Raw genomic sequence first — 13,302 nt, forward strand, 5'->3', positions numbered from 1 at the left:
ATCCTATGCGCTCTGATAAAACAGTATTTGCAATCATCGGACTTCTCAGTGCCGCTGTTATTGGTTTTCTTTTTTGGTTAATCTACTTCAAGACAGGTGCAAGTGTTGGTGACAACGGATGGGTGAGTTCACTTCCGGCCGTGAACGCTTTCTTGAATGCATTGACTGCTATTTTCTTAGTGACTGGCTATTACGCGATTAAAACCAATGACCGCGAACTGCATGTTCGTTTGATGTTGGCCGCGACTTTAACATCAGCATGTTTTCTTGTCAGTTATGTCACTTATCACCATTTCCAAGGGGACACTAAGTTTTTGGCCCAAGGATGGATTCGTCCAGTTTATTTCTTTATTTTGATCACTCACATTCTACTTTCAATCGTGCAGGTTCCATTAATCCTGACGACTTTATACCTGGCCTTTACTAAAAAATTCCAAAAACATAAGAAAGTGGCGAGATACACTTTTCCTATCTGGCTTTATGTTTCAGTAACAGGTGTTCTGATTTTCGTGATTCTTAAGTGGTTTAACTAAGATTTTTTAAGCGCACTCAGATCGATACAATCATTTTGATAAATCCCAAAACCAAAACGCAGTCTGCTTCCGCGGAAGTCAGTCCACACATTGATCGCACGAAGTTCATCATGAAGTTTTTTTGTATGCTCCGGGCTTGGCATAGCAAAAGTTAAAAAGTGCCCATGGTTATCGTAATCAACACTGAGAATATTCTTTTCAACTAAGTAATTGTGATCAATTTCCAGGAGATGATTGCGGAAGTTTTTCTGTAGCTTTTGAACGTGAGCATGAATTTTTTCAACTGTTAATCCTTCTTTTTTAAAGAGAGAAAGAACAGCGTTTAGACGATAAAGGGCAGCGAAGTCCATGGTCGATCCGGCAAATCGGTAACCGTCTCGAGAGTAGCCTGTGTTTCCACCGTCAGTGGCCAGACTGGTGAACCCTGCAAACCATCCAGTATAAAGAGGGCGAAGGTTTTCAGCATGAGGAGGCACTACCATAAAACAGGCGCCTTCTCCTCCTTGGGCGTATTTATATGAACCAGCGATATAAAAGATGCGGTCTTCGATTGCGCTTAAGTCTGTCGGCACGGCCATGAATCCGTGGTAGCCATCGATGACAATCATCGTATTTTTTTCTTTTACAGCGTCGACAATTTTTTTAAGATCTTTAACCACCATTCCCGAATTAAAAAAGACGTGACTTAAGAAAATCATGTCGTAGTGATTCGTTGTTATTTTCTCAATAAAACGATCTTCAAAATTATCAAAGGGCTGGGTGGCCATTTTTTCAACTGAAACAATCTTATCTTCACTTAAGCGATTGACCTGACGGTCAAAACTGTAAAACTCAGAATCAGTCGTTAAAACAGAAATCGTCTTGCCTGTGCCAAAACAAGAAAAGAGCCTGTAGACAAACTCATGTGTATTGGGAGCAAAGACAATCTGCTCTGGACGAGAAACATTTAAAATTTCAGCAATCAGCTTTTGAGTGGCCGGAAGTTTTGTTGAAAAAATATGACCCCATTTATCATCCACATACTTTGCTGAATCATCCCAGTACTCCAGCGTCGCTTCGCGAGTGACATCCGGCCAGAAGTGGTGGCTATGGCTGGCGTAATGCTGAATATGTGGGTTGGCCGTTAAAAAGTGTGAATAATATTTTTTATACATGGAAACTCATCTTCTTTTTAACTTCAACCGGAAGCTTTGGCAGTCTCGAGTTTGGAATCAAAAATGTTGAAAGGTTAAATAGGTCTAAGAACACGCGGTTGTTGTCAGCAGCTCTCTTTAAATACTGATGCCCTGATGATCCACCAGTTCCAATTTTTGTCCCTAACATTCTTTGAGCAAGAAGTGCGTGACGGTATCTCCACGTCGTGAAGTTCTCATCAATATTCATAAGCCCGGTGATAACTTGAAAAGGCAGAGCGAGCATAGATTCATGACGATAAAGAAGAATAAAAAGAGCATTGAGGATGGCTTTTTGAGAAAGCTTTCTTTGATTCTTTTCAATCAAGTCTTTATGTTTTGTTTCATCAAATAAACTCGAGAATGTTTCGCGAGTGAGTTTTAAATTTTCTAATTGAATTTGTTTTTGTCTGTCAGAAAGGTGAGCGCTGTTGGTTTCAATAATATCCTGGTCATCTTTTAGAATATCATTGATTGATTTTTGATACTCACTCCAGAAGTTGAATCCTTCCATATTTGTATATGGGATTCTCTCAAGCCATCCTTCCAGGCATTTTAAAATCGTCGGTGATTTTTCAACTTCCGTCAGGTGAGCTCTGTCTTTTTCATCAAGGCGTCCCATGAAAAATTCGCGGTCCACATCTAAACGATCATTAGTATGAAGGCCTAGCTTGATTTCAATTTCTCTAAACTGCACACTTTGAAATCCTGAAGCCGGGATGAGTAGGTCTCTGAACTCCAGAAAATCCATTGGGGTCATTGTTTCTAAGACATCGAACTGGCCGATCAGGAGTCCCTGGATTTTTTGGATGCGTTCAAGCTTTTGAACAATCGAAGAGAGTTCTACCTCTGGGATGTAAGTTTTCTTGAAAACCGAAAGAACAGAGTCCAGGTCGTGGATAATTTGTTTAAACCAAAGCTCATAGACTTGGTGGACCACAATAAAAAGCATTTCATCATGACATTCGCCGTTAGTGCTATCGGCATATTTACGGCTCAGGGGCAGTTGTGAATCGAGGAGCTTAGGCAGCTGTAAATAGTCCCCATAATAGACTGGACCTTTGTTTTTATGCATGTGCTTACTCCTTACGAAAATGACCCTTTTTACAGCGAAATTATCCTCAAGAACTGTATGACTTTGCAAGAAAGATTTAGTATAAAATGGGGCACCGATTACAGCCCTAATACAGAGTAAAAGATATGCGTCTTAAGAATCTTTCACTGACTAACGTCTTCTTCACATTTGCACTGCTGATGTGGGGAGCAGTTGTACACAACACTCAATCAAGTCTTGCTTGTCCAGATTGGCCATTATGCTACGACCAGGTTTTTCCAAACATGGAAGGAGCGATTCTTATCGAACACGGCCACCGTCTTCTGGCGAGCTTTGTTGGTTTACTGACAATTGGGATGGTGGTGTTTTCTTTTAACGACAGAAAAAAATCAGAAGCTCACTTGCACTTATTCAAGGCTTCTCTTCTTGCTCTTTTCCTGGTTATCGCTCAGGGAGCTCTTGGTGGGATCACTGTTATCTACAAACTTCCTACTATTGTGTCGACATCTCACTTAGGTCTTTCACTGATCTTCTTTTCTTTCATCGTTTACATTCACCACAAAGCTGCGACGCTGGTTAATCCGGCCCGCGAACTTTCGGCCGCTGTGAAAGAGAAGTTCCAGAAGAACTGGAAGCCAGTTGTTCGTCATGGGATTTTATTTTCCCTGGCACTTCTTTATTCTCAAATTCTTCTTGGCGCGTTCATGAGACACGCCGGAGCAGGGGCTGCCTGTGGTCTTGGACCAAACAGTGCTTTCCTTTGCATGGATGTGACTAGCTGGTCATTAAAGATCTGGCCTTCAATGCATCCGTCTCAACTGCACATGATCCACCGTATGTACGGCGTGATCGTATTCTTAGTTGTTTCATTCTTCTCTGTTAAGACTTACCACTTCTTTAAAGGTGATAAGACTTTAAGAACAGCAAGTATTCTTCCTTTTATTTTTGTTTCATTCCAGGTGTTCATCGGAATCATGACTATCTGGCTGAACATGAGTGTTCTTCCCACAACTCTGCACTTAGCAGGGGCCGCTCTTTCTCTGATTTCCCTATGGAAATTAAATTTAATGATGAAGGATGTGGAAGACTCTTTTTTTTTAGGTAATCGTCACTCATTCTTATCTGATGTAGTTGATTTAACAAAACCAAGGCTGTCGTTACTCGTTATGGTGACGGCGATGGTGGGGGCCTTAATCGCTCCGGACAAAATTAATTTCTTCAAAGCACTACTGGCCTTCTTTTTAATTACCATGGTGGTTATCGGTGCAGCTGCACTTAACTGCTACATCGAGCGCGAAGTCGATGCGAAGATGAATCGTACAAAAGATCGTCCTCTTCCAGCTCAGAGAATGAATCCAAGAACGGCGCTGATTTTTGGCGCGGTCATGATTCTTATTTCTGTTCCGGCCCTTTGCATGTTCATCAACCTGACAACCGGGGTCCTGGCATTAATTGCCGCAGCTCTTTATCTGTACGCTTACACTCCGATGAAACAAAAGAGTGAGCTTGCAGTTTATGTAGGGGCAATTCCAGGAGCGATTCCACCTGTCATGGGATGGACTGCTGTGACGGGTCAAATTGATATCATGGCCATCACACTCTTCTTGATTCTTTTTGTTTGGCAACTTCCACACTTCTTAGCCATCTCGCTTTACCACGCAGATGACTATGGTGCGGCGAGCATTAAGGTTTATCCCAACTTAAAACGTGGGATCACTATTACAAAAGTAGGGATTTTCGTTTTCACGGGCTTTTTGTTCGTGACTTCGCTTCTGCCGTCGATCTTTTCTCATGCAAGTTTTATTTATACCAGAGCAGCATTTGTTCTAAGTGGGATTTTCTTAGTCTACTCGGCCTTTGGATTCTTCATTAAACAAGACCAGGCAAAGGAAAGGGAGTGGGCAAGAAATTACTTTTATGGGTCGTTGTTTTACCTCCCATTACTCCTGATGGCGCTCATATTTTTTAAGTAGACCGAAAAAATGCTCCAGTGGAGCATTTTTACTAGTCTTGAATGACTAAAGAGGTCGGTGTGTTTTTAAGAGTTCGGGCTACCCTGAAAAAATGCTCCAGTGGAGCATTTTTACTAGTCTTGAACGACTAAAGAGGTCGGTGTGTTTTTAAGAGTTCGGGCTACCCCGAAAAAATGCAGGCTAGAGAGCTCACCATCGGACCACTTTTTATAAGATTAGCTAGTGGCTAAAATTAGAATTTTTGATTATGATATACATCAATAATTGATAATAATAACGCATCTTTAACTTTCCCAAGACAGGATTGCTGATATGAATCTTCTTTTGAACTTTTTTATGAAATACTTCGTGGCCGGCGCGCAAGCTAATGTTAGCTTTTTTGAAGCGATCAAACCACCAGTTGATATTTCAACAACAGGACACTTAATCGATAGCTTATTCATGCTGACGACTTGGTTGATCCTTTTCTTCTTCGTGTTGGTATGTCTTGGACTATTTGGTTTCTCATACCTTTACTCAAAAAAGAAACACCCTAAAGCACACTACACTCACGGAACAAGCAGAAAGCAAATTGCTATCGTTGCAGCTATCGGTGCCTTAGTATTCATCATGGTAGATATGCAAATTACGACGATCTCTAACCGTGACTTCGTAAACGTATTTTTAAAATACCCAGATGAAAAAGAAGATATCATCCGCGTAGAAGTACTTGCTCAACAATGGGCATGGAACTTCCGCTACCCAGGTAAAGATGGAATCTTCAACACTGAAGATGACGTTGTAACTCTTAACGATCTTCGCCTTCCAGTTGGAAAAAAAGTTATCTTCCAAGTTACATCTAAAGACGTAATCCACTCATTATACTTCCCGAACGCTCGTCAAAAAGTCGATGCAATGCCAGGAAGAATTTCAAGACTTTGGTATGAACTAACAAAGCCAGGTCTATACGATATTGCCTGCGCAGAAATGTGCGGGACTTTCCACTACAGAATGCAAGCGAAGCTAACTGTGTACACTCAAGAAGAATACAAAACTTGGATGGGTGAGATGCAAGAGCGTGCGCTTAACGTAACTGAAAAAGACAACGCTGACATCTTCTGGGGATGGAAGTGGGTAGCATCTAACTAATTATTGAATTTGATTATTAAAGATAGAGAGGAAACTCATGGCATTTTTTGAACAAGAAATTCACGACGCACCTACGACATTCTTGTCGAAGTACGTTTTCTCATTTGACCACAAAGTCATTGCAAAACAATTCCTGTGGTACGGAATTGCTTTCCTTGGAATTGGCGGGATGATGGCACTTCTTATCCGTTGGACACTGGCTTTCCCTGGAGAACCATTTCCAGTTCTAGGTCAGATCCTTTTCCCACACACGGGAGGAGTTGTTCCACCAGATACATACGCCATGCTGTTCACGCTTCACGGAACAATCATGATCTTCTTTGCCATTACTCCAATTCTGATTGGTGCTTTTGGTAACTACTGTATTCCGCTTTTAATTGGAGCGCGCGATATGGTTTTCCCGACACTGAACATGCTTTCTTTCTGGTTAGCATTCGTTTCAGCAATCCTTCTTCTTGCTTCACTTTTCACTCCATTAGGAGGAGCAGCAGGTGGATGGACTTCTTACCCAACTCTTTCAACATTAATTGGTTCGGCCGGTGTTGGTCAGACTCTTTGGTGTTTATCTTTATTCGTTCTAGGGGTTTCTTCGACAATGGGTGCGGTAAACTATATCGCGACTATCATTACATTAAGAGCACCGGGAATGGGTTACTTCGACATGCCACTTACGATCTGGGGACTTTGGCTGACAGCAATCCTGAACGCTATCTTCCTTCCAGTTCTTGGAGCAGGTCTTCTTCTTCTAACTTTTGACCGCGTATTCGGAACAACTTTCTTCCTTGCTGGAGCAGCCGCTACTTCAGGATCAGGGGACCCGGTACTATTCCAGCACGTTTTCTGGATCTTCGGTCACCCGGAAGTATACATCCTTATTCTTCCAGCTTGGGGTATCGTATCTGACCTTCTTTCATTCTTTGCAAGAAAGCCAGCATTCGGAGCTAAAGCTACTGCACTTGCGATGACATCAATCACGATTCTTTCGACTCTGGTTTATGGTCACCACATGTACTCAACTCAAATGTCTCCACTGTTAACTCAATCTTTCATGATGTTAACAATGACGATCTCGATTCCTTCTGCTGTCTTCTTCGCTAACTGGCTTGGGACACTTTGGAAAGGAGCGATCAGATTCCAAACTCCAATGCTATTTTCTCTTGGGGTAGTATTCGTATTCGGTCTAGGTGGATTAACTGGTCTATACCTGGCAACTGTTTCAACTGACCTTTACCTTCACGATACATATTTCGTAGTTGGTCACTTCCACTACACGATGGCCGCTTCGGTTCTTCTTGGTGGATTCGCTGCAACTTATTTCTGGTTCCCAAAAATGTTCGGTCGCATGATGAACGAAACACTAGGGAAGTGGCACTTCTGGATTTCAATGATTGGTCTAAACGGAATCTTCATGGGAATGATGGTTATCGGACACGCTGGTATGCACCGTCGTATCTACAACCCATTCGTCTATGAGTTCCTACAAAACCTAATCCCGCTGAACATGTTCATTACAATTTCAGCTTTAACAATGGGTGCTGCTCAGTTGTTCTTCGTATACAACTTTGTTTACTCAATGTTCAAAGGGCCAATTGCTACGCAAAACCCTTGGGAAGTTGGAACACTTGAATGGACTATTCCTTCACCAGCTCCACACTATAACTTCAAAGAAGTTCCAGTGGTGAAGTGTGGACCACATGAATTCGGTAACCCGAATTTATCTGGGAAAGATTTCCAATATCAAACTGAAGAATTAGTAAGAGCATAATAAAGATGGCACAAGCACAGGCACATAATATCGCACAGGCAAAAGAAGGGGATAAAGTTATCTCTACGATTGCTATGATTGTGACTTTAGTGTCATTCGGAATGTTATTTTTAACATTGATGATGGGCTTTGCGATTTACCGTTTTACTGCTCCAGTATGGCCACCGGCCGGAATGGAGAAGCCTTCGCTTCTTCTTCCTACAATCAGCACGCTAGTTATTGTTCTGAGCTCTATCATCTATATGTCTTTTGAAAAGAATGTAGTGAAAGGGATGGCAGACAAAAGAGGCCTGACTTGGACTCTAATTCTTGGTGTGGCCTTTATGGTGAGCCAGTTTTTATTCTGGAACCAACTTAAGTCTCACGGGATTTTTGTTTCTTCTGGAATTTTTGCTTCGATTATTTACGCTTTCACATGGATCCACGCCGCTCATATTGTAGCAGGACTTGGACTTTTAGTGTGGTTATATAGCGCGCTTAAAACTGCGGATTCGATGACGGCTGTAAAAGTCGCGAATGTTGGCAAGTTTTGGCACTTTCTTGGAATCGTTTGGATAATAATGTTTGTGACTATTTTCGTTTTATAATGAGGAATACTATGAAAGGTTTGAAACTAACTTTAACCGTCTTCTCACTTCTGGCATTAGTGTCATGTAGTGAAACACACTTCAAAGAAGACAAAATTTTTGCAGGTGGAGTTTATGCTCCGGCAAAAAGTTTGAATGACGGTAAATCACTTTACACTGAATACTGTATGCCATGTCACGGTGTAAACGGAGATGGAAAAGGTGTAGCTGCAAAAGGGCTAACTGTTCCACCAAGAAACTTCAAACTTGGACAGTTTAAATTCGGTAGAGTTGTCTCTGGGGAACTTCCACATGACGAAGACTTCTACGAAATCCTGAAAAGAGGTCTACATGGTACAGCTATGCTTCCATGGGATTTATCTCAACAGCAAATGCATGACGTCGTTCAATACATCAAAACTTTCGCACCAGAAAAGTGGGAAGGGGCTGACAAAAAACTTGGTGACGTGATTGTTGCTGGTAAAGATCCGTACGGAGAAGCTCATAAAGAAAGTGCAATCCAAAGAGGGAAGGAAGTTTTCCACGTAGTTGCTCAATGTTGGACATGCCATAGAGCTTACGTTTCTCACGCAGAATTTAGCCAAATCGCTCAAAAAATTAACGGAGCACCAGTTACTGAATTTGACCCAGATATGTACCACGTAAAGTTACAGCCATCTGACTACGGTGTTGCAACTATGCCACCTGATTTCACATACGACTCTGTTCGTTCTGCGACTACGGTTGAAGAGCTATACGTTCGCCTAAACTCTGGTGTCGGCGGAACAGCAATGGCTTCTTGGAAAGGCGTTCTTCAGGACGACGAAATCTGGGCCGTAGCTCATTATGTAAAATCACTAATGGATATGAAGAGAACTCCAGCAAGAGCTAAGCTTCTGGAAAACATTAAGAATTAATTTATGACAACAACAGCGACTGGATTTTATAGAGAAGATAACTGGTTTCAAAAACTAGTCAGAAAGAAATCTTTCTGGCTGCTTTTTTGGGTCCTATCTTTCAGCTATCCAGTGTACAGGACACTTCACCGTACACTTCCACCACCGCTGCCTGTTTATTACAAGGTTCCAGAATTCACTCTAACAAATGAATTCGGAAAACCTTTTGGAACAAAAGAGCTTCAGGGAAAATTCTATATCGCTAACTTTATGTTCACTTCATGCCCGACAACTTGTCCGGCACTGATGGCGAAAATGGACCTGGTTCAAAAAAGAATCAGAGGACTTGGGACAAAAGCAGCGATTGTGACTTTCACTGTTGATCCAGAAGTTGATACTCCGGAAGTTCTTTATAAGTACGCCAGAAAAAGACACTCAAACCCTTTTATCTGGAACTACTTAACAGGAACAAAAGGCGACCTGGAAAAAATCGTTATCAATGGCTTCAAAGTTCCGATGGGATCAAAAGAGCCGATTGAAAAACAATTAGCAGAAGAAAAAATTACGTTGTTCGATATTGCTCACTCAGAAAAATTAGTTCTGGTAGACGATAAAGGACAGATTAGAGGGTATTACGGAACTGAAAGAGTTGAGATGGATAAAATGATGATCGATCTTGGACTTCTAGTAAACAACAGTTTCAGTCATGCTCAACCACAACCAGCTGTACAAAATTAGTAAAGAGAGGAGATAACCATGGGCGACCATAACCACAAAGAATACAAAAGCCACACGAAAGAATATATCATCATATTTTTTGTCCTGACTTTTTTAACCCTGCTTGAGCTTATGATTCCAGGTCTGAAAACAGAATACTGGCACAAGGTTGTTGCTCTTGTTGGTTTAGCTTTCGGTAAAGCTTTCGTTGTTGCTTACTTCTATATGCACTTAAAGGAAGAAACAGCATGGATGAAAGTCATTGCAGCTGTCCCTCTATCAGCAGTTCTTTACGCTGCGGCCCTAATCCTTGAAGGAATGTATCGTTAATCTTTTTCACATTTTTAAATAAAGAACGGGCCCTTATCGGGCCCGTTTTTATTTGTCTCTTCACTCATCCCAAGATAAAAAATATTCATCATTTTATCTGGAGATGCACACATGAAAATTCTTTCACTTTTTGCCCTTCTTCTAACAGGCACAGCAATGGCCGCCAGCGATTCAGTCGGCGTATTCTATCGTCCAGAAAAAGTTATCGTTTTAGTTAACGAAAGAGGCGAAGAAGCAGATCTTCAAAATTTAATCAGAAGATTGGGCGCAGGAAAAAATTCTTTCCAGGCCATCTCTCAGGATAAAACAATTAAAGTTGTTTGCGGAAAATCAGAAATCGAAGCATCGTGCACGTTTACTTTTTTTCCGGGATCAAATGTTGTGATTAACAGCAACCGTTCGGTTGAAGCGCAGACAACACTTGAAGATCTTGGAATCGAGCTGGTTGATGACATCTCTGTTGGATATGAAAGCTCAATGGGCGATAAATTCACCCTGGAAGTGGCAAATGGAAACATTCACTTCTTAGGAAGCAAAAAGATTTTAAAGTAATTTCGATTTTTTACAGCTGTACTCTTTGAAATTAACTTTCGGAATCACTAAGCCTTTGCACATTGATTTCGAAAGTTTTTTTCCAGGATTCTTCTCAATAAGATCTGCCATCCCCATAAAGGCAGGAGTCAGTCCATCGCGAACCTTCTTTACGACAGAATAAATCTTAGTCGGATTCCCAGCCTCATACCCTTTATCGCACATCTCGTTTTCAAAGATTTCTTTTCTCGATTCATTATCACCACGGTAAATTTTGTAAAGCCCGGCCAGGTATCCTGTGCGGTCTTCTCCCAAAGTGCAGTGGAAATAAATTTTTTGATTGTTAGCTTCAGCATTTTTAAGCATGTTGAGAGCATCCACTGTCATTTCACAAAAAGCGCCGTAATCAGTGATGTCTTTCCATGGAAAATCTAAATGCATCATATCGCTTTCAGAAACTCCCAGCGATTGGAGAGTTTCAATCTCGCGGGCTATATCCCCGTTAGTGTCGATTTTAATCATTAAAAACTTCTCAACTCCTAAGTCTAAAAGTTTTTGCATCTCTTTTTTGTTTCTCGGGGCCATCCCGCGGATCACATTTTCTGAAACCAGGTGAGAGTTCGGAATTCCCGTCTCGGTAAAAGTTGAAGGCATGATGGAAGCACTACCGGCAAACGCCTGTGAATGAGCTGAAGCCAATAACACAAAAGAAAGGATAGAAGCTTTCATATTTTACGACCTGTTTGAGTTGGCCGGACTATAGCCTGAATCAAAGCGGCTTCCTATGCCGGTTATAAATATTTCACTCTGTTAAACATTCCCGATCACCTTTCGATTCGCTTATTAAGTCGATAAATTCTTTGAATTATGAATATTTACGAGAGAGGCTTAAAATAGAAGGATGGATAGAAGAACTTTTTTAACATTATCCGGAACAGGACTGGTCGCCATGACAGCAACAACTTATATAGGATCAAAATCCACTCAAAAAATGCCCGTGCTTTTTATCGGACATGGAAGCCCTATGAATGCGCTGGCAGACAATGCTTTTACCTGCCATCTAAGAACTTTGGGTGAAACACTTCCTCGCCCTAAAAAAATATTAATGGTTTCAGCTCACTGGATGACCAAAGGAGTAGAGGTTCAGGCCTCTCCTACACCTAAGATGATTTACGATTTTTACGGCTTCCCTAAGGCCCTCTCGGACATTGTCTACCCGGCACCTGGAAATCCGGAATTAGCGGGTGAAGTAAAAAACAGCCTGCATCTTTATCAGGCCGAGCTCGATCTCGACTGGGGATTTGACCACGGAGGCTGGAGTGTTCTTCACCATATGTACCCGAAGGCAGACATTCCAGTGGTGCAGCTATCGCTCAACCAAAATTTTATGAACCTTCGCGATCACCATAAACTTGCTCAGGAATTAAAAAAACTGCGCGAAGAAGGTGTACTCATTATAGGAAGTGGAAACATCGTCCATAATCTTCGCCAATTGAGCCGCAGTGAAACAGCACCTGTTTTTGAATGGGCACGTGAGTTTGACGGCATTATTAAAGACGCTATTTTAAAAAATGATATGACCCAACTTTTGGCCGAAGACCCTTCAAAGTATCCACTTTGGAAGATGGCCCACCCATCAATTGATCATTACCTTCCTCTTTTATATGTGTTAGGTGCGAGTGACCCGAATGAAAAAGTGATTTTTCCTTATGAAGATTTTGAACTTGGAAGCCTTTCGATGCGCTCGGTTTTAATCGGCGCTTAAGTCCTCCTAAGACTAGAAGGGGCCCTTATCGGGCCCCTTTTTATTTGTGATTATTGGCAAGCTTGGATTCTGATTCCGTATAGACAGCTATTTGTTCTAGCTACTTCTTTCATCGCATTGTACTGAGCTTCAGTTTGGTTTCTTCCCATTCCTGACTTCACCGTTTTTGCATCAACATTTCCACCGTAGTCTTTACATGCAGCTACACAGTAGTTTCTCGATTCAGTTGTTAAAATTTCTTCTGTCTTAGCTACTTTAATTCCATATAGACATGAGAATGTTGAAGACACTTTTTGAGTTGCATTTGTTTCGGCCTCAAGAGGAACTCTTCCTTCTGCACTCTGGATTTGTTTTAGCTCGACATTCCCACCGTAGTCCTTACATCCAGCATAGCTAAAGAATCCCAGGCTTCTGTTTGGAGCTTGCATATCATCGATCTGACGACGAAGATCCATATTCTCTCTGATTAAACGGTTATTTGAATCAAGTAGATTATTGTTATCAAAGTTCAGGCGAGAAATTGATTCTGAAAGTGAACGGTTATCGCTATTAAGACGGTCAATTGAATCGTTTAGTCTTCTGTTTTCTCTTCTTAGTTCTTCAACTTCTCTTCCTCCACCTGGCTTAGATGAATTCTGACAAGAGATCAGTTGTGATTGAAGATCATTGATTCTTCTATTGGCATTATCAAGATTTTTTAAACACATTGGCAGGTCATCACGCCCACCATTTTTTCCTGGAATAGTAATTCCGACGCGAACGTCCGCTAATGCTTGAAAACTTAATACAGCTAGACCAAGAACAAGTGCCTTCTTCATAAAATCTCCTCAGGGAAAGTTTGTTATATGTTTGTAGGAATTATGAACGAAGGT

General features: G+C 41.4%; 14 protein-coding genes. 10 read left to right on the plus strand and 4 right to left on the minus strand.

Features of this window, described 5'->3' with window-relative positions; all coding sequences use genetic code 11:
* Nucleotides 1-5: 5 nt before the first annotated feature.
* Nucleotides 6-533, plus strand: a complete 528-nt coding sequence (locus tag AC6JA8_RS01145) for a DUF420 domain-containing protein (protein ID WP_491633682.1) — start codon at nucleotides 6-8, stop codon at nucleotides 531-533.
* Here AC6JA8_RS01145 and AC6JA8_RS01150 read toward each other — a convergent pair.
* Together AC6JA8_RS01150 and AC6JA8_RS01155 are read right to left on the minus strand one after the other, a co-directional pair.
* Nucleotides 530-1,687 carry an aminotransferase class V-fold PLP-dependent enzyme gene (locus AC6JA8_RS01150; RefSeq protein WP_497975392.1) on the minus strand — a complete coding sequence of 386 codons (1,158 nt, stop codon included), beginning with the start codon at nucleotides 1,685-1,687 and terminating at the stop codon, nucleotides 530-532. The genes AC6JA8_RS01145 and AC6JA8_RS01150 overlap by 4 nt on opposite strands.
* The gene (locus AC6JA8_RS01155) at nucleotides 1,680-2,780 is read right to left on the minus strand and encodes a tryptophan 2,3-dioxygenase family protein (RefSeq protein ID WP_497975393.1); all 1,101 of its coding nucleotides are present in this window, start codon (nucleotides 2,778-2,780) and stop codon (nucleotides 1,680-1,682) included. Before AC6JA8_RS01155 ends, AC6JA8_RS01150 begins: the two co-directional genes overlap by 8 nt.
* Before the next feature lie 125 nt (nucleotides 2,781-2,905).
* On the opposite strand from AC6JA8_RS01155, the gene cyoE reads away from it, so the two are divergent.
* The 8 genes from cyoE to AC6JA8_RS01195 all read left to right on the plus strand — a co-directional run bounded on the left by cyoE (nucleotide 2,906) and on the right by AC6JA8_RS01195 (nucleotide 10,686).
* A complete protein-coding gene (gene cyoE / locus AC6JA8_RS01160) occupies nucleotides 2,906-4,732 on the plus strand; it encodes a heme o synthase (RefSeq protein WP_497975394.1) in 1,827 nt (608 codons plus the stop codon).
* 312 nt (nucleotides 4,733-5,044) lie between these two features.
* The gene (locus AC6JA8_RS01165) at nucleotides 5,045-5,860 is read left to right on the plus strand and encodes a cytochrome c oxidase subunit II (RefSeq protein WP_497975395.1); all 816 of its coding nucleotides are present in this window, start codon (nucleotides 5,045-5,047) and stop codon (nucleotides 5,858-5,860) included.
* A gap of 37 nt (nucleotides 5,861-5,897) precedes the next feature.
* Entirely contained in the window at nucleotides 5,898-7,625 is a 1,728-nt protein-coding gene (locus AC6JA8_RS01170; protein ID WP_497975396.1) for a cytochrome c oxidase subunit I, read from the plus strand.
* A 5-nt stretch (nucleotides 7,626-7,630) separates the two neighbouring features.
* A complete protein-coding gene (locus AC6JA8_RS01175) occupies nucleotides 7,631-8,212 on the plus strand; it encodes a cytochrome c oxidase subunit 3 (RefSeq protein ID WP_102242034.1) in 582 nt (193 codons plus the stop codon).
* Nucleotides 8,213-8,223: 11 nt separating this feature from the next.
* Nucleotides 8,224-9,108, plus strand: coding sequence for a c-type cytochrome (locus tag AC6JA8_RS01180; protein ID WP_497975397.1), 885 nt, complete (start codon nucleotides 8,224-8,226; stop codon nucleotides 9,106-9,108).
* Nucleotides 9,109-9,111: 3 nt separating this feature from the next.
* Nucleotides 9,112-9,825 (plus strand): SCO family protein, encoded by a 714-nt coding sequence (locus AC6JA8_RS01185; RefSeq protein WP_102242036.1) that lies wholly within the window; start codon nucleotides 9,112-9,114, stop codon nucleotides 9,823-9,825.
* An 18-nt stretch (nucleotides 9,826-9,843) separates the two neighbouring features.
* Complete coding sequence (locus AC6JA8_RS01190) at nucleotides 9,844-10,134, plus strand: cytochrome C oxidase subunit IV family protein (RefSeq protein WP_158649515.1); 291 nt, start codon at nucleotides 9,844-9,846, stop codon at nucleotides 10,132-10,134.
* 111 nt (nucleotides 10,135-10,245) lie between these two features.
* A complete protein-coding gene (locus AC6JA8_RS01195; protein WP_497975398.1) occupies nucleotides 10,246-10,686 on the plus strand; it encodes a hypothetical protein in 441 nt (146 codons plus the stop codon).
* On the opposite strand, the gene AC6JA8_RS01200 is transcribed toward AC6JA8_RS01195, so the two are convergent.
* Complete coding sequence (locus tag AC6JA8_RS01200; RefSeq protein WP_497975399.1) at nucleotides 10,678-11,394, minus strand: protein-tyrosine phosphatase family protein; 717 nt, start codon at nucleotides 11,392-11,394, stop codon at nucleotides 10,678-10,680. The two genes, AC6JA8_RS01195 and AC6JA8_RS01200, sit on opposite strands and share 9 nt — an antisense overlap.
* 172 nt (nucleotides 11,395-11,566) lie before the next feature.
* On the opposite strand from AC6JA8_RS01200, the gene ygiD reads away from it, so the two are divergent.
* Complete coding sequence (ygiD, locus tag AC6JA8_RS01205) at nucleotides 11,567-12,430, plus strand: 4,5-DOPA-extradiol-dioxygenase (RefSeq protein ID WP_497975400.1); 864 nt, start codon at nucleotides 11,567-11,569, stop codon at nucleotides 12,428-12,430.
* A 50-nt stretch (nucleotides 12,431-12,480) separates the two neighbouring features.
* Here ygiD and AC6JA8_RS01210 read toward each other — a convergent pair whose 3' ends face one another.
* The gene (locus AC6JA8_RS01210; RefSeq protein ID WP_497975401.1) at nucleotides 12,481-13,248 is read right to left on the minus strand and encodes a hypothetical protein; all 768 of its coding nucleotides are present in this window, start codon (nucleotides 13,246-13,248) and stop codon (nucleotides 12,481-12,483) included.
* Nucleotides 13,249-13,302: the final 54 nt, after the last annotated feature.

It is taken from the genome of Bacteriovorax sp. HI3 (genome assembly GCF_059738875.1).